Consider the following 23,394-nt stretch of genomic DNA (forward strand, 5'->3'; position numbering starts at 1 on the left):
GGGCGTCAAAGGTGCGTTAGCGTGAGTCATGAAGACCTCCTCGGACCGGACGTGAGCGTGACAACCCACATCCTGCCCAGGAGGCCTTCACCTACCCAACCCGTTCACAACCTCCCAGGGAAGTACACCTAGGCGCACGGATCGGGCGCCCCGGTCAACCGGCGCGGGTGCGGGGCCGCCGGCCCTCCCGCCCCGCCGTGCCCCAAACGTCCTCACCGCTCGTGACCCTTCCGTATCCTGACGCGGTGACTCCTGAACCCGCATCCCGAGGCGGTGAGCTCGACCTCGCCGTGCTGCGCGCCCAGGACCCTACTGGTCTGCTGGAGGGCGTCGACCGCGCTGTCGTCTGGGACATCGCGCTGACCACCCGCTTCCGCGGCCTGGCCCGACGCGATGGCGTCCTGCTGCACGGCCCCGGGGGCTGGGGCGAGGTCGCCCCCTTCTGGAACTACGGCTCCGAGGCCGGTGCGCCGTGGCTGGCCTCGGGACTGGCCCAGGCCAGGGGGGCGGTCGCCCCGCCCCGCTACCGTGATGCCGTCCCCGTCAACGTCACCGTTCCCGAGCTCTCCGGCTCCCAGGCGGGCAAGCTCGTGGCCACCTCCGGGGCGGGCACGGCCAAGGTCAAGGTCTCCGGCGGCGACTCCGCCGCCGATGTGGCCCGGGACATCGAGCGCCTGGAGGCCGTGCGCGACGCCCTGGGGCGCTCGGGCCGGATCCGCATCGACGCCAATGGCGGCTGGGAGCTGGAGGCGGCCACGCGGATCCTGCCCCGGCTGGACCGGGCCGCCGGGGGCTTGGAGTACGCCGAGCAGCCCTGCGCGAGCGTGGAGGACCTGGCCGCCCTGCGCCGCAGGGTCGATGTGCCCATCGCCGCCGATGAGTCCATCCGCCTGTCGCGCGATCCCATGGAGGTGGTGCGCTCCGGGGCTGCCGACGTGGCGGTCCTCAAGGTCGCGCCCCTGGGCGGGGTGCACCGCGCCCTGGACCTCATCGAGCGCCTGGGGCTGCCCGCCGTGGTCTCCTCGGCCCTGGACACCTCGGTGGGGATCGCCGCAGGCGTGACGCTGGCCGCCACCCTGCCGGTCCTGGGGCATGCCTGCGGACTGGGCACGGTCCGCCTCCTGCGCCGCGACGTCGCCGTGCCCAGCGCCGTGCCCAGGCAGGGCGAGATGCCCGTCCGCGAGGCCCGCGTCTCCTCCCGCCTGCTGGATGCGGTGGTGGCCGACGACGACCTGACCGCCCGCTGGCAGGTGCGCATGGCCCATCTGCTGGGGGCCCTGCGCGCGCGGCGCGAGCGGGAGGCCCGCGATCCCTCTGCGGCGATCGCCGGGCTGCCGCTGTGAGCGCTGCGGGCGGGCCGGGGAAAGGCCCGTTGCCGCCTTTGTCCCGGAATGCGGGCCGGTCTCGTATTCTTGGCCGGTGACCGCCCATCGACGCGGGCCTGATGAGGCCGAGCCACCGAATCCCTCCACGGCGGCGGCATCCAGTCTGGTGGGAGCGCTGGTGGAGCAGGGGGTGCGCGAGGTCGTGCTGTGCCCCGGCTCGCGCAGCGCCCCCCTGGCCTACGCCCTGGCGCAGGCGCAGGAGGAGGGTGCCCTGAGCCTGCGGGTGGTCCTCGACGAGCGCAGCGCCGCCTTCATCGCCCTGGGCCTGGCCCGGGCCCACGCACTGACCGGCCGGCTGCGGCCCGCCGCCGTGGTCACCACCTCGGGCACGGCCGCGGCCAACCTCCATCCCGCGGTGTGCGAGGCCGATGCCGCGGGCATCCCCCTGCTGCTGCTCACCGCCGACCGGCCCCACGAGCTGGTGGGGACCGGCGCCAGCCAGACCACTGAGCAGACGCGCCTGTTCGGGGACGCCAGCAGGCTGGTCGTCGACCTTCCCGCCGACCTGTCGCGCGACCTGGGGCCGGGCGCTGCCCGCGCGGCCATCGCCGGGCAGGTGCGGCGCTGCGTGGCCGCCGCCACCGGGGCGCTCAGCCGCGATCCGGGGCCGGCGCAGATCAATATCCGCCTCCGCCCGCCGCTGGCGCCTCAGGATGCTGCCGGGAGTGCCGAGGCAGCCGACGGCGCTGGTGCCGCACCTGCGGCCGGCGGCGTCCCGGGGCGCGCCGGCGCTGGTGCCGGCGGCGCCGTCGCGCCGGAGGGCGGGGGAGAGGCTGTCGGCGCCGGCAGTGTGGGCGGGCCCGAGCGGGTGGCGCCGGTCACTGGCGGGCGCCTGGTGCCGCAGGAATCCTGGATGGCGCCCGAGTGCCGGTTCGCAGGGGAGCGGGCCCCGCGGGAGTGCCGGGGCGTGGTGGTCGCGGGGGACACCGCGCTGCCGGGCGTGGGGCAGGCGGCCCGCGCCCTGGCCGAGCAGCTGGACTGGCCGCTCCTGGCCGAGCCGACCTCCCACGCCCGCGCCGGGGGCCATGCCCTGACCCACTACGCCGAGCTGCTGGCCTCGCCCGCCGGGCGCGAGCTGGCCGCGCAGGTGACCGACATCGTCGTGGCCGGCCATCCCAGTCTCTCGCGCGGGGTCAGCGCCTTGCTGTCAGGCCTGCTGGGCCCCGGGGCCCGCCTGCATGTGCTGGCCGATCGGGCCCGTTGGAGCGACACGGCGGGCACGGCCACCACAGTCCTGCCCCTGGACCCGCGGGCCGGGGAGCGGCAAGTCGGCGGCATCATCGCCGCGCTCGGGCTGAGCCCGGCCCGGCAGTGGCTGGCGGCCTGGAAGGAGGCGACCCAGTTCCTGGCCCGCCAGGAGAGGGGAGCTCCTCAGGGCGGTCTGCACGGTCGGGAGGGGAGGGCCTGCCCGGAGGGGTCGGCCCGGGAGGCCGACCTGACCCGCCAGGATGATCTCGGCAGCGCGGATGGCTCGGCCGGCTGTGCCCACGGGGCTGACGGCCGTGGCGCGTCGGCCAGGGCCGACGCCGCCGCGGGGGCCGTCTGGGAGGCCGCCCTGGTCCCGGGCGGGCCGCTGCTGTTCCTGGGCTCCTCCATGACCCTGCGCCGGCTGGACCGGATCGCCGCCCCCGCCGGGGCGGCCGCCGGCCCCACGGCCGCCCCGCCCACCGCCGCCGGGGCGCCGCGCCCCCCGGCAGCCCTGGCCAACCGGGGCCTGGCGGGCATTGACGGCACCCTGGCCACCGCCGTCGGGGTGGCCCTCGGTGCGAAGCGGCCCGTGCGCGCCGTCGTGGGGGACCTGACCTTCCTGCACGACGCCATGTCCCTGGGCCGTGGCGCCATGGAGGAGGAGCCCGATCTCCAGGTCCTGGTCATCGATGATGGCGGCGGCGCGATCTTCTCCACCCTGGAGTACGCCGCGCTGCCCCCTGCCCAGCGCTTCACGCGCCTGTTCACCACACCCCAGGCCGCCGACATCCCCGCCCTGGCCGCCGCGCTGGGGGCGCGCGTCCACCGGCCCGCCGACCTGCCCCGCCTGCGCGATCTGCTGGCGCGGCCCGTGCGCGGGCTGAGCGTCATCGTGTGGGAGACGCGGGAAGGCGCCGCCTATGAGTGAATCCCTGAAGAGCGGCGATGGGCATGGGCAGGCCGCCCCCTTGCCGACGAGATACAACAGTTACAGAATCCACAGTGAAGACTCAGACGGGGGTCGGGAACGCTCCAGGGCGCGAGTGTTTTCTGGCGGTCGATTGACGCAGGGGCCAGGGGCCTTGGGAGGATGACATTGAGCACGCACGACGACAGCACTGACAACGGCTATGACGGCCGGCCGGAGAGCCCCGGCCCGGCGGCGGAGTCCGGCCCTGATGCGCAGCGCGAGGCCCCGGCCGCCCAGCCCCAGCAGTCTCCTGACGATTCCCGCGGTGCCCAGGCGCAGGAATCCTCCTACGGGGTGTCCCAGGGATCCCACTCCGGCTACACCCCGCCGTCGATCCCGCCACCGGGCAGGCCCGCGCCCCCCTCTCCCACCCCCGGTGGGCACAGCCCCACCGGCTCGCCCTACACGGGGGTGCCGGCCACCCCCGCAGGCTACGACTTCTCGCGCGCCTCCTCGCGCCCCCAGGGCCTGAGCGCCGCCACCAACCCCTACGCCTCGGCCACCTCCGGACCCTATGGCGCCGGCGCGGCGGGCGCCCCCGGCACGGCGGGCCCCGCCTATCCGGGGGCCTCCCCGTCGCCCACCGCCCAGCCCCAGCAGGCCCATGAGCAGGCCCACCAGCAGGCCTATGCCCCGGCCGGGGCCGGCTACCAGGCGCACCAGGAGCGTCGCGGCCCCGGATGGGGGGCCCTCGTGGGCGCCACGGTCGTCGCCGCCCTCCTGGGCTCGGCCGGCGCGGTCGCCGTCGTCAAGGCCACCGACGCGGGCCAGGACTCGGCCGTGGTCGCCTCCTCCGCCCCCACCGCCATCGCCACCGGGGACACCACCCAGACGGTCACCAGCCAGGGGCAGACCCCCGACTGGGAGGGCGTGACCGCCGCGGTGTCCAACGCGGTGGTGGCCATCGCCATCGAGAAGGACGGGCAGCGGGGGGAGGGCTCCGGCTTCATCTATGACAAGGCCGGGCACATCCTCACCAACGACCACGTGGTCGGCGGCGCCAGCAGGGTCGCCGTGACCCTGGCCGACGGCCGCATCTACGACGCCGAGATCACCGGCACCGACCCGGCCACCGACCTGGCCGTCATCGAGCTGGTGGGCGCGCCCAAGGACCTCACCGTCGTCCAGCTGGGCGACTCCGATGAGATGGTCACCGGGCAGGACGTCATGGCCATCGGCAACCCGCTGGGCCTGTCCTCCACCGCCACCACCGGGATCGTCTCGGCCCTCAACCGTCCCGTGGTCACGGGCAAGGGCCAGTCCACCGGGGGCGATGGGACGGTCTACACCAATGCCATCCAGATCGATGCGGCCGTCAACCCGGGCAACTCCGGCGGCCCCCTGTTCGATGAGCGGGGGCACGTCGTGGGGGTGACCAGCTCGATCATCACCGCCAGTGAGGACAATCCCGGCAGCATCGGCATCGGCTTCGCCATCCCCGTCAACCTCGCCGACAAGGTCGCCAAGCAGCTCATCGAGTCCGGCTCGGCCACCCACGCCTACCTCGGTGTGGGCCTGGACAATGGCGTGGGCGAGGTCGGCGACGAGGTGCGCAGCGGCGCCAAGATCACCAAGGTGGAGTCCGGGGCGCCGGCGGACAAGGCGGGCCTGAAGGAGAACGACGTCATCGTCGCCATCGATGGCAAGCCCACGGCCCAGGCCGATGCCCTCACCGGTTTCGTGCGCCAGTACTCCGCGGGGGAGACCGTCAAGCTCTCCGTCATCCGGGACAAGGAGAAGCTGGACGTGGAGGCGACGCTGGTGGAGCGCCCCGACTCCTGAGCCCGCTGAGGCCCGCTCCTGCGGACCCGCGCGCCGATCAGGCCAGGGCGGCCAGGGCCTCCAGGACGGGGCGCATCTTGGCCTCGGTCTCGGCCAGCTCGTCGGCCGGGTCGGAGTCCGGCATGATGCCGCAGCCCCCGAAGGCCCGGAGGGGATCGCCCGGCCGCGCGCCGAGCTGGGCGCTGCGCAGGGCGATGCACCACTGGCCCTCCCCGTGCCAGTCCACCCAGCCCACGGGGCCCGCGTATCGGCCCCGGTCCATGCCCTCGACGGACTCGATGATGCTGGTGGCCGCGGCGGTCGGGGTCCCGCCCACGGCGGCCGTGGGGTGCAGGGCGCCCACGAGGGACAGGGCCCCGGTGTCCCCGGCGACGACGCCGCGCACGTCACTGGCCAGGTGCAGGACATTGGGCAGCTCCAGCACATGGGGCTCCTGGGCCTCCACCACCGAGCACAGCGGCTCCAGGGCCTGAAGGACCGAGTTGCGCGCCAGGGCGTGCTCGCGGGTGTTCTTCCCCGAGTCCCGCAGCCACGCGGCGAGCCCGGCGACGGTCCGGGCCCGCTGCTGGGGCTCCAGGCCGCGGGGGATTCGGGCGGTGCCGGCCAGGACCCGGCTGAACAGGCGCCGGCCCTCCAGGCGCACCAGCATCTCGGGGCTGGCGCCCACCATGCCGTCGACGGCGAAGGTCCAGCAGGTGGGATAGGCCCGGCCCAGGCGGGCCAGCAGGTCCCCGGTGGTCATGGCGGGGGGAGGATCGATGAGGACATCACGGGCCAGGACGACCTTGTGGGCCTCGCCCCGGCGCATGCGCTCCTGAGCGGTGACCACGGCGGCCTGCCACTCCTGTGGGCTCAGGGTCCCCTGGCGGGGGGCGCCGGGAGCGGGCGCGGGCATGGCGGGCGTCGCGACGGCGGTGGGGGCCGGAGGGGTCCGGGCGCTCGGGTGCGGGGCGGCCAGGAGGCGCTCGATCCCCGGATGGTCCTGGCCCTCCGCCACCGCCGTGGTGATCCAGGCGCCGTCGGCATCCAGGCCCACGAGGATGCGTGGGACCAGGAGGACGGAGGCCTGCGCGGAGGCGGGGGAGAAGGCGATCGAGCCCAGGGCGACGGGGCCGGTGCCCGGGCGCACGAGCGGGTCGCGCCACCAGGAGGTGTGGACCACGGCGCGCCAGGCGCCGCGCAGGGCCTCGATGCGCTCGGGGCCGCGCGCGGTGATGGTCAGGGCTCGCCCCAGCCCGATGAGCCCGCGCCCCTGGTGGACCCAGGAGGAGACGTCTTGGCGGCCGGCCAGGAGCGCCAGGAGGTCGAGGCCCTCGGTGGTGGAGGAGGGCAGGGCCCGGGTGAGGAAGGACAGGCGGGGCGGCTGCTGCCGGCAGGCTCCGGCATCGAGGGTGGGGCCATCGGGGCTGTGGGGATGGCCCGGGGTGGGGCCCGTGCGAGGGCGCGCCCGTGGGCGGTGGTCGCGTGGCATGGGCGGGGCGGCTCAGAGGGGGGCGGCGGCGCCGGGATCGTGCCGGGGCCTGGTGGCGCGGTGGATGGCGACGATCCCGCCGGAGAGGTTCTTGTAGGCCACTCCCCGCCAGCCGGCCTGCTGCATGAGGGAGGCGAGTGCCTGCTGGTCGGGCCAGGCCAGGATGGACTCGCCCAGGTAGTCGTAGGCGGCGGTGTTGGAGGAGATGAGGCGGGCGGCGGCGGGCAGGGCGGTGCCCAGGTAGTAGCGGTAGACGGCGCGGAAGGCGCGCGAGGCGGGGGTGGAGAACTCGGCGATGACGATGCGGCCCCCGGGCCGGGTCACCCGGTGCATCTCGCGCAGGGCCGCCATCGTGTCCTGCACATTGCGCAGGCCGTAGGAGATGGTGACGGCGTCGAAGGACTCATCGGCGAAGGGCAGGGCGGTGGCGTCCCCGGCGACGAAGCTGATGCGGGGGTGGCGGCGCCGGCCCTCGGCGACCATGCCGGTGGAGAAGTCGCAGGCGACGACGTCGGCGCCCTGGGCCGCGTACTCGGCGGCGGAGGTGCCGGTGCCGGCGGCCAGGTCGAGGATCCGCATCCCGGGGGCTGGGGCGAGGGCAGCGCGGGTGACGGCGCGCCACATGTGGACCTGGAACAGGCTCATGACGTCGTTGCTCAGGTCGTAGCGGCGGGCGACGGCGTCGAACATCCCGGCGACCTCGCGCGGGTCCTTGGCGAGCGTGGCTCGGCGGGCGGAAGGGCTCATCGCCACATCATCGCAGAAGCGCCGGGGCCGGCATGAGGCGGGGCGGGGTGCCCGGGGGTGTCGTCGGTGTTGCACATCTTCAAGAACCGACCGAGTGGTTGATCCGCATGATTCCAAGGTTCTGCCAGTCTTCGGCGGGCTGGAGGGGGCTGAAGATGTGCAGCGGCGGCCCTGCTGCACATCTTCAGCCTGGCCCAGGATCGGGGCCTGCTGGAATCGTGCGGAAAAGCCGGTGCCGGTAGGCGGGTCACTGCCTGAAGATGTGCAGCGCTTGAGGAGGTGCGGCTGGGGCGGACTGCCGCACCCCCGAGTCGCATCCTGGATGACGGTCCTGCCGGGGGCGCCGAGGGCGCCCCGTTCCGACCCCGGGCCCCAGTGAGCCAGGCCCAGGCGGACCTAAGCCCCAGACCGGCGCCCGGGCAGCACTTCTCCGCGTCCCACACCTGCCCGCTCCGCCCCTTCCCAGCGCAGCCCTCGGCCAGCTCTCAGGGCTGCACCAGACTCCGCGTCGCACCATTCGAACCCCTGCCGCAGTGCCCCTGCCGCCACGCCTGCGCCCCAGCTCCCCGCCCGTCGTCGCCCGACTCCGCCCCGACCGAGATGCGCACGAGACGCGCCCTGGGACCCACGTCCCATGACCCGCCTCATATATTCGTCATCCTTGTGCGACGTAATTCGAGAAGGCCCGCCGACCCGTCCCTGCCGCCGCAGCAGCGCCCCATTGACGCGATAGCGCTGAAAACCCCTGGTCGCCACCCTCAGCATCCGCGGCGCGCCAGGGGTGGCCCCGTCCTGGGTAGTGTCTGGGACGGCGCCCGCAGATCGCGGGGCTGGCGTCGTCGTGCCGAGCAGGGAAAGAGGGGAACTCAGTGACCACTCAGGCAACCCAGCCCGCATCCGCCGCCGGCCCGAGCACGGGCAGCCCGGGCGCCAGTGCCGACGTCATCGTCGTCGGCGCCGGACCGGCCGGCTGCTCCGCCGCCCGCCACCTGGCCACCGCCGGCCTCGACGTCCTGCTGCTGGAGAAGAACGAGCTGGGCCGGGACAAGGTCTGCGGCGACGGCCTGACCCCCTCCGCCGTGCGCGAGCTCGTGCGCCTGGGCGTGGACACCACCGGCTGGCAGCGCAACTCCGGCCTGCGCGTCATCGGCGGCGGGCACCGCCTCCACTTCCCCTGGCCCGAGCAGGCCTCCCTGCCCTCCTACGGCATGGCCCGCCCCCGCGCCCTGCTGGACCGCGACCTGGCCGAGCACGCCGCCGCTGCAGGCGCCCGCCTCCTGACCGGCGTCACCGTCACCGCCCCGCGCACCAGCCGCACCGGGCGCATCACCGGCGTCGAGGCCAAGCCCACCCCCCGCCTGGCCTACCCCGGTATCGAGGCCCCCACCACCCTGACCGCCCCCCTGGTCATCGACGCCGGGGGAGTCTCCGCCCGCCTGGCCACCGCCGTGGGCCGCACCAAGAACGAGCGCCGCCCCCTGGGCGTGGCCGTGCGCGCCTACTTCCGCTCACCGCGCGCCGACGACGCCTGGATGGAGTCCCACCTCGAGCTGTGGGACGGCCCCGCCGGCGCCTCGACACTCCTGCCCGGCTACGGCTGGATCTGGTCCGTGGGGGAGGGGCTGGTCAACGTCGGGCTCGGCTCGGTCTCCTCGCGCGCCGCCACCACCCGGATCGACTACAAGAGCGTCTTCGCCGCCTGGATGCGCAACGTCCCCCAGTCCTGGGGCCTGACCCCCGACAACCAGGTGGGCCGCCTGGCCAGCGCCGCCCTGCCCATGGCCTTCAACCGCAAGCCCCACTACGCCGACGGGCTCATGCTCCTGGGCGACGCCGGGGGCATGGTCTCGCCCTTCAACGGCGAGGGCATCGCCCAGGCGCTCATGTCCGGGCGCCTGGCCGCCGAGGCCGCCGCGCAGGCCGCCGCCCGCTCCACCGCCTCGGGGCGCGAGCAGGCCCTGGCCCAGTACCCCCGGGCCCTGGCCGCCGAGATGGGCGGCTACTACACCCTGGGCCGCGTCTTCGTCTCCCTCATCGAGCACCCCGAGGTCATGCGCCTGTGCACCCGCCACGGGCTGCCCCGCAAGCACCTCATGCGCATCGTCTCCAAGCTCCTGTCCGACGGCTGGGAGCGGCGCGGCGGCGACTCCATCGACCACCTCATCCAGCTCCTGACAAGGATGGTGCCCGCAGCATGAACCCCTACGCCCCCCTGCTCATCATGGCGGCCGTGGCCCTCCTGGTGGCCGTCGGCGGCCTGGCCATGAGCGCCATCATCAGCCCCGCGCGCCACAACCGCGTCAAGGTCGCCAACTACGAGTGCGGCATCGACCCCACCCCCGCCAACACCGAGCACGGGCGCTTCCCCGTCTCCTTCTACCTGGTGGGCATGACCTTCATCATCTTCGACGTCGAGGTCGTCTTCCTCTACCCCTGGGCCACGGCCTTCAGCCGCCTGGGATTCTTCGGCCTGAGCGCCGCCCTGGTCTTCATCGCCCTCATCACCGTGCCCTACATCCTGGAGTGGCGCCGCGGCGGGCTGGACTGGGACTGAGGCCACGAGCGCAGGAAAGGCAGGCACAGATATGAGCATGAAAGAGCACAACGCCTTCATGGCGTCCATCCCCTCCAAGCGCGACGACCCCGCCGCCCAGGCGGCCGCCGGGGTGGACTCGCCCGGATTCCTGCTCACCACCGTCGAGCGGCTGGCAGGGCTGGCCCAGGCGCGCTCCCTGTGGCCGGTGACCATGGGCCTGGCCTGCTGCGCCATCGAGATGATGGCCGCCGGCACCCCCCGCTTCGACATGGCGCGCTTCGGCTGGGAGGTCTTCCGCGCCTCCCCCCGCCACGCCGACGTCATGATCGTCTCGGGCCGGGTCTCCCACAAGATGGCCCCCATCGTGCGCAATGTCTACGACTCCATGCCCGAGCCCAAGTGGGTCATCTCCATGGGGGCCTGCGCCTCCTCCGGCGGCATCTTCAACAACTACGCCGTCGTCCAGGGCTGCGACCACATCGTGCCGGTGGACATCTACCTGCCCGGATGCCCGCCCCGCCCCGAGATGCTGCTCAACGCCATGCTCGAGCTCACCCGCCAGATCGAGCGCAAGCCCCTGTTCAAGCACCGCGAGGAGATCGCCCGCGCCGTCGAGGCAGCCGCCCTGTCCGCCACCCCCACCCACGAGATGAAGGGCCTGCTGGCATGAGCGAGACCACCCCCTCCCCGGAGGCCCCCGCCCTCCCCGAGCAGCCCGCCGTCCCCGAGATCGCGGGCACCCCCGTGCGCCCCGAGCTGGCCCTGGAGGTCATCGCCACCCGCTCCGGCCAGTTCGGCGCCCCCGACTCCGACACCACCGGCTACGGCCTGCACGCCGAGACCATCACCCTGGCCCCCGCCGCCGCCCGCCCCTACGGCGGCTGGTTCGACGACGTCGTCGACCACCTCATCGAGGACCTCGCCGGGGCCGGGGTGGACCCGGCCGCCGCCATCGAGAAGGTCGTCATCGAGCGCGGCGAGCTCACCCTGTTCATCGCCCGCGAGCACCTCCTGGAGGCCGCCCGGCACCTGCGCGACGACCAGGACCTGCGCTTCGAGCTGTGCCTGGGCGTCAGCGGGGTCCACTACCCCGGCCTGGCGGGCCGCGAGCTGCACGCCTGCATCCAGCTGATGAGCCTGACCCACGGCGGGCGCCAGCTGCGCCTGGAGGTCGCCTGCCCCGAGTCCGACCCCCACATCCCCTCCATCGTCGCGGTCTACCCCGGCAACGACTGGCACGAGCGCGAGGCCTGGGACCTCATGGGCATCGTCTTCGACGGCCACCCCTCCCTGACCCGCACCGCCATGCCCGACGACTGGGTGGGCCACCCCCAGCGCAAGGACTACCCCCTGGGAGGCATCCCCGTGGAGTACAAGGGGGCCACCACCCCGCCCGCCGACACCCGGAGGTCCTACAGCTGATGAGCACCCCCACCTCTGCCTTCCACGCCACCGGGCCCGCCACCGACAACCTGGCCCAGGGCGCCGAGCAGTTCACCGCCAACGGCGGGGACTGGGACGAGATCGCCGCCCGCATCGCCGAGCGCGACGAGGCCGACCGCCTGCGCAACGACCGCATCGTGGTCAACATGGGCCCGGTCCACCCCTCCACCCACGGCGTGCTGCGCCTGGTCCTGGAGGTCGACGGCGAGACCGTCACCGAGGTGCGCGTGGGCACCGGCTACCTTCACACGGGCATCGAGAAGAACATGGAGTACCGCACCTGGACCCAGGGCGAGACCTTCGTGACCCGTATGGACTACGTCGCCCCCTTCTTCCAGGAGGTCGCCTACGCCCTGGCCGTCGAGAAGCTCCTGGGCATCACCGACGACATCCCCGAGAAGGCCACCGTCACCCGCGTGCTGCTCATGGAGCTCAACCGCATCGCCTCCCACGTGGTGGCCGTGGGCACCGGCGGCAACGAGATGGGCGGCACCACGCTCATGACCATCGCCTTCCGGGCCCGGGAGAACATCCTCAGGGCCTTCGAGATGGTCTCCGGGCTGCGCATGAACCACGCCTTCATCCGCCCCGGCGGCCTGGCCCAGGACCTGCCCGAGGGCTTCACCGGCTTCGTGCGCTCGGTCATGCCCGACATCAAGAACGACATCCACGAGCTCGAGCTGCTGCTCATGGCCAACCCCATCCTCAAGGCCCGTTTCATCGGGGTGGGGGAGATCAGCCTGGCCGGGGGCCTGGCCCTGGGCCTGACCGGCCCCTGCCTGCGCGCCGCCGGCTACCCCCTGGACCTGCGACGCACCAGCCCCTACTGCGGCTACGAGACCTACGACTTCGAGGTCCCGGTCTACGACCGCTCCGACTGCTTCAACCGCCTGCGCATCCGCCTGGACGAGTGCTACGAGTCCCTGGTCATCATCTCCCAGTGCCTGGAGCGCCTCGATGAGATCTCCGCGCGCGGGGAGGACCCCTCCAACACCACCATGGTGGCCGACCCCACCATCGCCTGGCCCGCCCGCATGGCCATCGCCACCGATGGCCAGGGCCAGTCCCTGGAGCACGTGCGCGAGATCATGGGCAGCTCCATGGAGTCCCTCATCCACCACTTCAAGCTGGTCACCCAGGGGTTCCGGGTCCCCGCCGGGCAGGTCTACCAGACCGTCGAGCACGCCAAGGGCGTCCTGGGCGTCCACGCCGTCTCCGACGGCGGCACCCGCCCCTACCGGGTCCACTTCCGCGACCCCTCCTTCTCCAACCTGCAGTCCGTGGCCATGATGGGCGAGGGCGGCATGATCGCCGACCTCGTTCCCGCCCTGGCCTCCGTCGACCCCGTCCTGGGAGGTGTGGACCGCTGATGAGCACCACAGACAGCGCCGCCGACAGTGCCGTGGCCACCCACGACCAGGCACCGGCCGGGCCCGCCCCGGCCCTGGAGCTGGGCTACAGCCCCGAGACCGCCGGCCGCCTGGAGGCCGACATCGAGCGGATCATCGCCCGCTACCCCGCGGGCCAGGAGCGCAGCGCGCTCATCCCCATGCTCCACCTCATCCAGTCCGTGGACGGCTACGTCTCGCCCGCGGGCATCGCGCTGTGCGCCCAGCGGCTCTCGCTGAGCCGCTCGGAGGTCTCGGCGGTGGCCACCTTCTACAGCCAGTTCCGCCGCCACCCCTCGGGCACCTACCACGTGGGGGTGTGCACCAACGCCCTGTGCGCGGTCATGGGCGGGGACGAGATCTGGCAGGCCGTGGCCGAGCACACCGGCCTGGGCTCCGATGAGACCAGTGAGGACGGGACCATCAGCCTGGAGCGCGTGGAGTGCAACGCGGCCTGCGACTTCGCCCCCGTGGTCATGGTCAACTGGGAGTTCTTCGACAACCAGACCCCCGAGACCGCCGTCGCCCTGGTCAGCGCCCTGGAGCGCGGCGAGGCCGTGGCCCCCACCCGGGGCCCCGAGGTGCTGCCGACCTTCAAGGACAACGAGCGCCTCCTGGCCGGCTTCGAGGACGGGCACGGCGACGAGGGCCCCGGTGCCGCCGGGCCCTCCCTGCGGGGCCTGCGCATCGCCCGCGAGAAGGACTGGACCGCGCCCGAGGAGGAGGGCAAGTGAGCGAGACGAGCACCGAGCCGCAGGAGCCCCAGGGCCCCGCCTTCACCGCCCCCGGCACCCTCACCCCCGTCCTGACCGACATCTGGGACGCCGAGCGCTCCTGGAGCCTGGAGGCCTACCGCGCCCACGGCGGCTACCGGGGCCTGGCCCGCGCACTCGGGCTCAGCCCCGAGGAGCTGGTGGGCATCGTCAAGGACTCGGGCCTGCGCGGGCGCGGGGGAGCGGGCTTCCCCACCGGCCTGAAGTGGTCCTTCCTGCCCCCGCCCGACGGCGGCCCCCGCTACCTGGTGGTCAACGCCGATGAGTCCGAGCCGGGCACCTGCAAGGACATCCCCACCATCCTGGCCAACCCCCACGCCCTCATCGAGGGCATCGCCATCACCTCGCGGGCTATCGGCTGCGACCACGCCTTCGTCTACCTGCGCGGGGAGGTCGCCCACGTCTACCGCCGGCTCCTGGGCGCCGTGCGCGAGGCCGCCGAGGCCGGCCTGCTGGCCACCGGCTTCGGCCTGGACGGCTCCCAGCCCCTGCGCATCACCGCGCACGCCGGGGCGGGCGCCTACATCTGCGGCGAGGAGACCGCGCTGCTGGACTCCCTGGAGGGGCGCCGCGGCCACCCCCGCCTCAAGCCGCCCTTCCCGGCGGTCGCCGGCCTCTACGCCCGGCCCACCGTGGTCAACAACGTGGAGACCATCGCCTCGGTGCCCGCCATCCTGGCCCGCGGCGCCCAGTGGTACGCCGCCATGGGCACCGAGAAGTCCAAGGGCCACGGCATCTTCTCGGTCTCGGGCCACGTGGCCCACCCCGGCCAGTACGAGGCCCCCTTCGGCATCACCATGCGCGAGCTCATCGAGCTCTCCGGGGGCATCCGCCCCGGCCACGAGCTGAAGTTCTGGGTGCCCGGGGGCTCCTCCACCCCCATCTTCGGCCCCGAGGAGCTCGACGTCCCCCTGGACTACGAGTCCGTGGCCGGCGCCGGCTCCATGCTGGGCACCCGCGCCCTCCAGGTCTTCGACGAGACCGTCTCGGCGGTGCGCGTCGTGGCCCGCTGGACCGAGTTCTACCAGCACGAGTCCTGCGGCAAGTGCACCCCCTGCCGCGAGGGCACCTACTGGATGCGCCAGATCATGCTGCGCCTGGAGGCCGGCCGGGGACTGCCCGGGGACGTGGAGAAGCTGGAGGACATCGCCGGCAACATCGCGGGCCGCTCCTTCTGCGCCCTGGGCGACGCCGCCGCCACCCCGGTCCTGACCGGCATCCAGAGGTTCCGCGCCGAGTTCGAGGCGGGCTGCACCACCCCGGCCGACGAGCTCTTCCCCTATGCGGCCTCCTCCATCTTCGAAAGGGCACGGTGAGGCCAGTCATGACCGACACGACCGCGATCAAGACCACCGGCTCCCAGAGGCCCGAGGGGAAGGAGTCCGTGCCCGCCGTCCCAGCGGCCGCCGAGATGGTCACCATGACCATCGACGGCATGCCGGTGAGCGTGGAGAAGGGCACCCTGCTCATCCGGGCCGCCGAGCAGGTGGGGGTGCGCATCCCCCGCTTCTGCGACCACCCGCTCCTGGCGCCCTCGGCCAACTGCCGCCAGTGCCTGGTGGAGGTGGCCATGCCCGGGCGCGACGGCGTCGTGCGCCCCATGCCCAAGCCCCAGCCCTCCTGCGCCATGACCGCCATGGAGGGCATGGAGGTCTCCACCCAGGCCACCAGCGAGGTCGCCGCCAAGGCCCAGGCCGGGACCATGGAGTTCCTCCTCATCAACCACCCCCTGGACTGCCCGGTGTGCGACAAGGGCGGGGAGTGCCCCCTGCAGAACCAGGCCCTGGAGCTCATGGCCTCCGGGGCCCGCAGCGCCACCCGCTTCACCGACGTCAAGCGCACCTTCCCCAAGCCGCTGCGCCTGACCAGCAACGTCCTGCTCGACCGGGACCGCTGCATCCTGTGCCAGCGCTGCGTGCGCTTCGCCCGGGAGATCCCCGGCGACCCCTTCATCGCCCTCCAGGGGCGCGGCGGGGGCCACCCCTCCACCGACATGGACGGCCGCCCCGAGCACTCCGGGGGCCTGTACTCCGAGCAGATCGGCCGCTTCGACCCCCAGGTCCTGGACTTCCACGAGCCCGACGCCGGGCCGGCCTCCACCATCCGCGGGGGCCACGGCCTCAGCGCCGCCGACGACCTCGCCGGTCCCGGAGGCGACCCGGGCGTGGCCGGGGGCCTGGCCGGCGGGCCGGGAACCGGGCCGGGCCTGGTGGACATGGACGCCTCCGGGCGCCCCTTCGCCTCCTACTTCTCGGGCAACATCATCCAGATCTGCCCGGTGGGGGCGCTGACCAGCGCCCGCTACCGCTTCCGCGCCCGGCCCATGGACCTGGTCTCCACCGACTCGGTCACCGAGCACGACGCCTCGGGCTCGGCCATCCGCGTGGACATGCGCCGCGGCACGGTCCTGCGCCGCCTGGCGGGCAACGACCCCGAGGTCAACGAGGAGTGGATCACCGACAAGGACCGCTTCGCCTTCCCCTGGTCCAGCCTGCCCGACCGCCTCACCGTGCCGCTGGTGCGCGACGAGGAGACCGGCGAGCTGGTGAGCACCAGCTGGTCCGACGCCCTGGACACCGCCGCCCGCGCCCTGGCCTCCGCCCGGCAGGGCTCGGGGGTGGGCCTGCTGCCGGGGGGCCGCCTGACCCTGGAGGACGCCTGGGCCTGGTCCCGCTTCGCCCGCGCCGTGCTGGGCACCCACGACATCGACCAGCGCGTGCGCGACCACAGCAGCGAGGAGGACTCCTTCCTGGCCGCCCGCGTGGCCGGCACCGGCCTGGGGGAGGTCACCTACCGCTCCCTGGAGAGCGCCGGCCAGGTGCTCCTGGTGGCCCTGGAGCCCGAGGACGAGTGCGGCTCCCTGTTCCTGCGCCTGCGCAAGGGGGTGCTCGCCGGCGGCGTCTGCGTGGCCACCCTCGCCCCCGCCCTGACCAACGGCAGCCGCAAGCTCTCGGCCCAGGCGGTCCTGGCCGCCCCCGGCCAGGAGGCGCGCGCCCTCGCCCTGCTGCCCCGCACCCACCCCGAGCTCGTCGAGGCCCTGCGCGCCCCCGGCGCCACCATCCTCGTGGGCGAGCGCGCCGCGGCCGTGCCCGGACTGCTCAGCGTCGTCGACGCCCTGGCCACCGCCCTGGGCGCCCGCCTGGCCTGGGTGCCGCGCCGCGCCGGGGAGCGCGGGGGCATCGAGGCCGGCCTGCTGCCCGGCCTGCTGCCCGGGGGCCGGCCCGTGGCCGAGGCCGCCGCCCGCCAGCAGGTCGAGCGGGCCTGGGGGCTGGCCGAGGGCGCCGGGCTGCCCGCCGCCCCGGGCCGCGACACCACCGCCATCCTCACCGCCCTGGCCCAGGGGGAGCTCACCGGCCTGGTCATCGGCGGGGTGGATCTGCGCGACCTGCCCGACCCCGCCCTGGCCCGCAGAGCCCTGGCCGGGGCCGGCACCGTCATCCAGCTGGAGGTGCGCCGCTCCGAGGTCAGCGACTTCGCCGACGTCGTCCTGCCCGTGGCCCCCGCCGTGGAGAAGAACGGGACCTTCGTCAACTGGGAGGGCCGCGTGCGGCCCTTCGGCCAGGCCCACGTCTCGCGGGCCCGCACCGACCGCCAGGTCCTGGGCATGCTCGCCGCCGAGATGGGTGCCGACCTGGGCGTGGCCGACCTGGAGGCCCTCCACGCCGAGCTCGCCTCCCTGGGCCTGTGGACCGGGCAGCGCCCGCGCGTGGCCCCCGCGGGCCCCGCCCACGACCTCGGCGGCAACGAGGACGGCGCCCAGGACGCCCCCGCGCAGGACAGCGCCGCGCCCCAGCCGCCCGCCGGCCCGGGGGGCACCACCGCCAGCGCCGCCCCGGCCCCGGAGGGCCTGGCCGCCCACCTGGCCACCCACAAGCCCATGCTCGACGCCGGTCGGCTCCAGGACGGCGAGCCCTTCCTGGCCGCCACCGCCCTGCAGCCCGTGGCCAGGATCTCCACCGACCTGGCCGCCGGCCTGGGCCTGCGCCCCGGGGACCCGGTGACCATCGCCTCCTCCCGGGGCCGGATCACCCTGCCCGCCGCCATCGGGGGCGTGGTCGGGGGCACGGTGTGGCTGCCCGAGTGCTCGGCCGGATCCACCGTGCGCCAGACCCTGGAGGCCGGGCACGGATCGCCGGTGCGCCTCAGCGCCGGCTCCCCGCCGGGGGGCGCCACCGCCCCGGCGGCGCCCGCCGCCGCAGCCACCACTCCTGAGACCACCGGGGAGGCGCACTGATGACCACCACCACGGCCCCCATGCAGGCCGCACCGGACCTTGGCGGCGTCGTCGCCGACTTCTCCCAGGAGACCTGGTGGCTGACCCTCATCAAGGCCGGCTTCATCGTGGCCTTCCTCATCGTCAGCGTCATCATGGCCCTGTGGGTCGAGCGCCGCGGCCTGGCCCGCATGCAGACCCGCCTGGGCCCCAATGTCAACGGCCCCCTGGGCCTGCTCCAGGCCATCGCCGACGCCGGCAAGCTCATCATGAAGGAGGACTTCTGGCTCAAGGGCGCTGAGAGGCTCGTCTACATCCTGGCCCCGCTCGTGGCCGCCTTCAGCGCCTTCATGGTCTACGCGGTCATCCCCTTCGGGCCCCAGGTCTCGATCCTGGGCCGCTCCACGCCCCTGCAGCTGACCGACTTCCCCGTGGCGGTGCTCTACATCCTGGCCATCACCGCCTTCGGCGTCTACGGCATCATCCTGGGCGGCTGGTCCTCCCACTCCACCTACCCGCTGCTGGGGGCCGTGCGCAGCGCCGCCCAGGTCATCTCCTACGAGCTGAGCATGAGCCTGTCCATCCTCACCGTCTTCCTGGCCTCGGGGACCATGTCCACCTCCGGGATCGTGGCCGCCCAGGAGCGGATGTGGTGGGCCCTGGCCATGATCCCCTCCTTCCTCATCTACGTGGTCTCCATGGTCGGGGAGGTCAACCGCCTGCCCTTCGACCTGCCCGAGGCCGAGGGCGAGCTCGTGGCCGGGCACATGGTGGAGTACTCCTCGATGAAGTTCGCCTGGTACTTCCTGGCCGAGTACATCAACATGTTCAACGTCTCGGCCGTGTGCGTCACCCTGTTCCTGGGCGGATGGCGCTCGGTCATCCTGGCCAGCTTCTGGGAGGGCGCCAACAGCGGGTGGTGGCCCATGCTGTGGTTCATCGCCAAGGTGTGGATGGTCATGTTCTTCATGGTCTGGACCCGCGGCACCCTCGTGCGCATCCGCTACGACCAGTTCATGAGGCTGGGCTGGAAGCTGCTCATCCCCGTGTCCCTGGCGTGGTTCGTCATGGTCGCCGTCGTCCAGGCCTACCGCTCCTTCTCCGGGGCCTCCGTGGAGTCCCTCCTGCTCATCCTCGCCGGCCTGTTCCTGGTGGCCATGCTCATCCTCTTCCTCCTGCCGGACAGCGCGGCTGACGACGCCCCGCAGGCCCAGGACGCCGAGGACTGGGAGGAGGAGGACGGCCCCCGGATCACCGCCCCCGGGGCCGAGCACCTGGCCTTCGCCGGCGGCTACCCCGTGCCCCCGCTGCCCGGCCAGCACCTGCCGCCATCGCCCCGCGCCCGGCGGGCCCAGGAGGCGCCGCAGGAGGCCGCCGACTCCCAACCGAGCGATGATGCGGCCGCCCTGCCCGCGCTCGCCCTCGACCTTGAGGACCCCTCCCAGGAGGACAACGATGACTGACAAGCCCACCCCCTCCGGCTCCGAGCACGAGCAGTGGCTGCGGGACGCCCCCTCCGGCCTGGCGCGCCTCTTCGCGCCCGTGGCGGGCTACGGCGTGACCATCTCCTCGATGTTCCGCCCCGTGGTCACCGAGCAGTACCCCTTCGAGCCCGCCCGGCCCATGCCCCGCTACCACGGCCGGCACCGGCTCAACCGCTACGAGGACGGCCTGGAGAAGTGCATCGGCTGCGAGCTGTGCGCCTGGGCCTGCCCTGCCGACGCCATCTACGTCGAGGCCGCCTCCAACGAGCCCGGCGCCCAGTACTCCCCCGGGGAGCGCTACGGGCGCGTCTACCAGATCAACTACCTGCGCTGCATCTTCTGCGGCCTGTGCATCGAGGCCTGCCCCACCCGGGCCCTGACCATGTCCACCGACTTCGACGAGCTCGTGGGCCCCAACCGCACCGGCCTCATCTACGAGAAGGACGACCTGCTCGCCCCCGTGCCCCCCGGCGGCCTGGAGGCGCCCCACCCCATGGTGGCCGGCACCGAGGACGGCGACTACTACCGCGGGGCCATCACCGGCCCCACCCGCGACCAGATCGAGTGGGTGCGCGCCCACCGGCCCGAGGACCCCACCCTGGACACCGCCCGGCCCGTTCCCTCCCCCTCCGAGGAGGCCCTGCGATGAACCCGCTCGCCCTCCCCACGGCCCTGAGCCAGCAGGGGGCCATGACCACCGGCGAGGCCATCCTCTTCGGCGTCGTCGCCGTGGTGACCGTGGCCTGCGGCCTGGGCGTGCTCACCGCCAAGCGGGCCGTGAGCGCCGCCATCAACATGATCGGCATCATGATCGGCCTGGCCGTGCTCTACATCGCCTCCGAGGCCCCCTTCCTGGGCGTGACCCAGGTGGTGGTCTACACCGGCGCCGTCATGACCCTGGTGCTGTTCGTCATCATGCTCGTCGGCGTGGGCGGCGAGGAGCCCGTGGCCGGCACCACCTCCCCGCTCCAGAAGCCGCTCCTGGCCGCTCTGGGCCTGGGGCTGGTCGCCGTCCTGGTGGCCGTCGTCGTGCGCACGCCCCTGCCGGCGGCCGCCGGGCTCGACGGCGGGGCCCTGGCCGTGCCCCCCCGCATCGCCGAGGTGCTCTTCGGCCAGCACGTGGTCACCATGCAGCTGACCGCCCTGCTGCTGGTCACCGCCGCGGTGGGGGCCCTGGCCCTCACCCACCGCCAGCGCATCCGCGCCAAGCGCACCCAGGGCGAGGTTGCCCAGGACAAGATGCGCGCCTACGCCGCCACCGGCGCCCACCCGGGGCAGAAGCCCATGCCCGGCGTCTACGCCTCCACCAACTCCGCCGCCGCCCCGGCCCTGGATGCCGCGGGCAGGGTCGTGGAGGACTCCGTGCCCCGCGTCCTGCGCGCCCGGGGCCAGGAGCTGGGCCTGGCCGAGGCCTCCCCGGAGCGGGCCCCGGCCCCCGGCGGCGAGGCGGCCGGGCCCCGCACCCCCACTGGCGCGGGGCTCTCGGGGATGCCCTCCATGCCCGGCGCCCCCGCGCCCCGCGTGCACCAGCCCCGGGCCGCCCGGCCCGGGCCCAGCGCCGAGCCCGAGCAGGAGGCCCCCAGCGCCAGTGGGCCCACGAGCACCCAGGAGGACGCATGACGCTCCCCGTGACCGCCTACATCATCCTGGCCCTGGTCCTGTTCACCCTGGGGGCCCTCACGGTCCTGCTGCGCCGCAACGCCATCATCGAGCTCATGGGGGTCGAGCTCATGCTCAACTCCGTCAACCTCGTCCTGGTGGTCTTCTCCCGCATCCACGGCAACCTCACCGGGCAGGTCTTCGCCTTCTTCGTCATGGTGGTCGCCGCCGCCGAGGTCGTGGTGGGGCTGAGCATCGTCGTGTCCATCTTCCGCACCCGCAGGTCCACGTCGGTCGACGACGTCAACCTGCTCAAGAACTGAGAGGGCCGAGGTGACCGTCATGACACTCATGACCGCCATGAGCACCGCGGCAGGCGCTCCCGCCCTGGCCGCCGGGGCGCTGCCCGCCGCCGAGGGCCCCGGCTCCGTCGTCGGGGCCGCCGCCCCCGCCAGCGGGCCGGCCGCCCTGGCCTGGCTCCTCATCGCCGCGCCCGCCGCCGGGGCCGCGATCCTCCTGCTGGCCGGGCGCCGCACCGACGCCTGGGGGCACTGGCTGGGCCTGGCCGCCTCCCTGGCCTCGGCCTGCCTGGGCGCGGGCATCCTCGCCCAGGTCCTGTCCCTGCCCGCCAGTGAGCGCGTCATGGAGGCGGACCTGTGGCGGTGGTTCTCCTCGGGGGGCCTCGCCGTGGACGTCGGGCTGCGCCTGGACCCGCTGTCCCTGACCTTCGTGGTGCTGGTGACCTTCGTCGGCTTCCTCATCCACCTGTACTCGGTGGCCTACATGAGCCACGACCGCGACCGGCGCCGCTTCTTCGCCTACCTCAACCTCTTCGTGGCCGCCATGCTCACCCTGGTCCTGGGCGACAGCTACCTCGTGCTCTTCGTCGGCTGGGAGGGCGTGGGCCTGGCCTCCTACCTGCTCATCGGCTTCTGGAACACCGCCGAGGCCGACGCCCCCCGGGCCGAGCGCGAGAAGTCCCTGGAGAACGCCACCGCCGCCAAGAAGGCCTTCCTCATGAACCGCGTGGGGGACATGGGCCTGCTGGCCGCCATGATGGCCATGGTCGCCCAGACCGGCTCGGTGGCCTTCGACGCCGTCCTGCCCGCGGCCGCCTCCGGCCGGGTGAGCACCGGCTGGCTGACCTTCATCGGCCTGGCGCTGCTGGTGGCCGCCTGCGGCAAGTCCGCCCAGTTCCCCCTCCAGGCCTGGCTGGGCGACGCCATGGCCGGCCCCACCCCGGTCTCCGCCCTCATCCACGCCGCCACCATGGTCACCGCCGGTGTCTACCTCATGGTGCGCTCCGGCGCGATCCTCGAGGGCGCCCCCGTCGCCGCGCTGGCCGTGGCCGTCATCGGGGCCATCACCCTGCTGCTGGGGGCCGTCATCGGATGCGCCAAGGACGACATGAAGAAGGTCCTGGCCGCCTCCACCATGAGCCAGATCGGCTACATGATGCTCGGCGCGGGCCTGGGCCCCATCGGCTACGCCTTCGCCATCTTCCACCTGCTCACCCACGGCTTCTTCAAGGCCCAGCTCTTCCTGGGGGCCGGCAGCGTCATGCACGCCATGGGCGACCAGGTGGACATGCGCCGCTTCGGCGCCCTGCGCACCGCCATGACGATCACCTGGATCACCATGGGCATCGGCTGGCTGGCCATCCTGGGCGTCCCGCCCCTGTCCGGCTTCTGGTCCAAGGACAAGATCATCGAGGCCGCCTTCATCGGGCACGGGGCCCAGCCCTGGATCCTTGGGACCGTGGCGCTCCTGGGCGCGGGGCTGACCTCCTTCTACATGTCCCGCCTGTTCTTCATGATCTTCCACGGCACCGCGCGCTGGACCACGCAGGACGACCCCCAGGGCGAGGCCCACCCCCACGAGTCCAGCCCCCTCATGACCGCCCCGCTCATCATCCTGTCGGTCTTCTCCCTGGGCCTGGGCGGCCTGCTCAGCGCCGGGGACGCCTTCGCCACCTGGCTGGAGCCGGTCACCGGGCACGTCGACCACGCCCACCACGTCCCGGTGCTGCCCGTGCCCGTCATCATGGGCGCCACCCTGGCCCTCGTGGTCGTGGGCGCGGCCGCCGCCTGGCTGCTCTACGCCCGCCGCCCCGTGCCCACCACGCCCCCGCCCGCCGGCGCCCTGGTGGAGGCCGCGCGGCGCGACATGCACCAGGACGCCGTCAACGAGGCCCTGGCCATGCGCCCCGGGCAGGCCCTGGTGGCCCTCACCCGGGCCACCGAGAGCCACGTCGTCGACGGCGCCGTGGAGGGAGTGGCCATCGGGACCGCCGCCGCGGGGCGCCTCGTGCGGCGCACCGAGTCGGGCTACGTGCGCTCCTACGCCGGCTACATGCTGGCGGGCACCGTCCTGGCGCTCATCGCCGTTGTGGCCAGCAGGTTCTGAGAGGACACG

General features: G+C 73.8%; 18 protein-coding genes. 16 read left to right on the top strand and 2 right to left on the bottom strand.

The genetic code is table 11. The annotated features are described in order from the left end of the window. Positions 1 to 245: 245 nt before the first annotated feature. The 3 genes from J5X07_RS10515 to J5X07_RS10525 all read left to right on the top strand — a co-directional run bounded on the left by J5X07_RS10515 (position 246) and on the right by J5X07_RS10525 (position 5,325). Entirely contained in the window at positions 246 to 1,343 is a 1,098-nt protein-coding gene (locus J5X07_RS10515) for an o-succinylbenzoate synthase (protein WP_208479774.1), read from the top strand. A 76-nt stretch (positions 1,344 to 1,419) separates the two neighbouring features. Beyond that, positions 1,420 to 3,501 carry a 2-succinyl-5-enolpyruvyl-6-hydroxy-3-cyclohexene-1-carboxylate synthase gene (gene menD / locus J5X07_RS13310; protein ID WP_341769455.1) on the top strand — a complete coding sequence of 694 codons (2,082 nt, stop codon included), beginning with the start codon at positions 1,420 to 1,422 and terminating at the stop codon, positions 3,499 to 3,501. 168 nt (positions 3,502 to 3,669) lie between these two features. Next, positions 3,670 to 5,325: a S1C family serine protease gene (locus J5X07_RS10525; RefSeq protein WP_243896748.1), complete on the top strand. Its 1,656-nt coding sequence runs from the start codon at positions 3,670 to 3,672 to the stop codon at positions 5,323 to 5,325. A 37-nt stretch (positions 5,326 to 5,362) separates the two neighbouring features. Here the strand turns inward: J5X07_RS10525 and J5X07_RS10530 are convergent, their stop codons facing one another. After that, on the bottom strand, positions 5,363 to 6,796 hold the full coding sequence (locus tag J5X07_RS10530; protein WP_208479776.1) for an isochorismate synthase: 1,434 nt from the start codon (positions 6,794 to 6,796) through the stop codon (positions 5,363 to 5,365). A 12-nt stretch (positions 6,797 to 6,808) separates the two neighbouring features. Further along, on the bottom strand, positions 6,809 to 7,543 hold the full coding sequence (locus tag J5X07_RS10535) for a demethylmenaquinone methyltransferase (protein WP_208479777.1): 735 nt from the start codon (positions 7,541 to 7,543) through the stop codon (positions 6,809 to 6,811). An 869-nt stretch (positions 7,544 to 8,412) separates the two neighbouring features. Here J5X07_RS10535 and J5X07_RS10540 point away from each other — a divergent pair. From J5X07_RS10540 to nuoL, 13 genes are all read left to right on the top strand, one after another. Further along, positions 8,413 to 9,741 carry a geranylgeranyl reductase family protein gene (locus J5X07_RS10540; protein WP_124933544.1) on the top strand — a complete coding sequence of 443 codons (1,329 nt, stop codon included), beginning with the start codon at positions 8,413 to 8,415 and terminating at the stop codon, positions 9,739 to 9,741. Then, positions 9,738 to 10,097, top strand: coding sequence for an NADH-quinone oxidoreductase subunit A (gene ndhC, locus J5X07_RS10545; protein WP_124933543.1), 360 nt, complete (start codon positions 9,738 to 9,740; stop codon positions 10,095 to 10,097). Before J5X07_RS10540 ends, ndhC begins: the two co-directional genes overlap by 4 nt. 37 nt (positions 10,098 to 10,134) lie before the next feature. Next, entirely contained in the window at positions 10,135 to 10,749 is a 615-nt protein-coding gene (locus J5X07_RS10550) for an NADH-quinone oxidoreductase subunit B (protein WP_424924129.1), read from the top strand. Continuing rightward, positions 10,746 to 11,501 (top strand): NADH-quinone oxidoreductase subunit C, encoded by a 756-nt coding sequence (locus J5X07_RS10555; RefSeq protein ID WP_124933542.1) that lies wholly within the window; start codon positions 10,746 to 10,748, stop codon positions 11,499 to 11,501. Before J5X07_RS10550 ends, J5X07_RS10555 begins: the two co-directional genes overlap by 4 nt. After that, positions 11,501 to 12,892 carry an NADH-quinone oxidoreductase subunit D gene (locus J5X07_RS10560; protein ID WP_208479778.1) on the top strand — a complete coding sequence of 464 codons (1,392 nt, stop codon included), beginning with the start codon at positions 11,501 to 11,503 and terminating at the stop codon, positions 12,890 to 12,892. Before J5X07_RS10555 ends, J5X07_RS10560 begins: the two co-directional genes overlap by 1 nt. After that, complete coding sequence (gene nuoE, locus J5X07_RS10565) at positions 12,892 to 13,644, top strand: NADH-quinone oxidoreductase subunit NuoE (RefSeq protein ID WP_124933540.1); 753 nt, start codon at positions 12,892 to 12,894, stop codon at positions 13,642 to 13,644. The genes J5X07_RS10560 and nuoE overlap by 1 nt, the downstream gene beginning before the upstream one ends. Next, a complete protein-coding gene (gene nuoF / locus J5X07_RS10570) occupies positions 13,641 to 14,999 on the top strand; it encodes an NADH-quinone oxidoreductase subunit NuoF (RefSeq protein ID WP_208479779.1) in 1,359 nt (452 codons plus the stop codon). The genes nuoE and nuoF overlap by 4 nt, the downstream gene beginning before the upstream one ends. Before the next feature lie 95 nt (positions 15,000 to 15,094). After that, a complete protein-coding gene (locus J5X07_RS10575) occupies positions 15,095 to 17,917 on the top strand; it encodes an NADH-quinone oxidoreductase subunit G (RefSeq protein ID WP_243896754.1) in 2,823 nt (940 codons plus the stop codon). Continuing rightward, the gene (nuoH, locus tag J5X07_RS10580; protein ID WP_208479781.1) at positions 17,917 to 19,359 is read left to right on the top strand and encodes an NADH-quinone oxidoreductase subunit NuoH; all 1,443 of its coding nucleotides are present in this window, start codon (positions 17,917 to 17,919) and stop codon (positions 19,357 to 19,359) included. The genes J5X07_RS10575 and nuoH overlap by 1 nt, the downstream gene beginning before the upstream one ends. After that, the gene (gene nuoI / locus J5X07_RS10585) at positions 19,352 to 20,029 is read left to right on the top strand and encodes an NADH-quinone oxidoreductase subunit NuoI (protein WP_124933536.1); all 678 of its coding nucleotides are present in this window, start codon (positions 19,352 to 19,354) and stop codon (positions 20,027 to 20,029) included. The genes nuoH and nuoI overlap by 8 nt, the downstream gene beginning before the upstream one ends. Next, positions 20,026 to 21,000, top strand: a complete 975-nt coding sequence (locus J5X07_RS10590; RefSeq protein ID WP_208479782.1) for an NADH-quinone oxidoreductase subunit J — start codon at positions 20,026 to 20,028, stop codon at positions 20,998 to 21,000. The genes nuoI and J5X07_RS10590 overlap by 4 nt, the downstream gene beginning before the upstream one ends. Then, complete coding sequence (nuoK, locus tag J5X07_RS10595) at positions 20,997 to 21,302, top strand: NADH-quinone oxidoreductase subunit NuoK (protein WP_124933534.1); 306 nt, start codon at positions 20,997 to 20,999, stop codon at positions 21,300 to 21,302. The genes J5X07_RS10590 and nuoK overlap by 4 nt, the downstream gene beginning before the upstream one ends. A 19-nt stretch (positions 21,303 to 21,321) precedes the next feature. Further along, on the top strand, positions 21,322 to 23,385 hold the full coding sequence (gene nuoL / locus J5X07_RS10600; RefSeq protein WP_243896749.1) for an NADH-quinone oxidoreductase subunit L: 2,064 nt from the start codon (positions 21,322 to 21,324) through the stop codon (positions 23,383 to 23,385). Positions 23,386 to 23,394: the final 9 nt, after the last annotated feature.

The organism is Actinomyces bowdenii, from assembly GCF_017592395.1.
In the GTDB taxonomy this organism is placed as follows: domain Bacteria; phylum Actinomycetota; class Actinomycetes; order Actinomycetales; family Actinomycetaceae; genus Actinomyces; species Actinomyces bowdenii.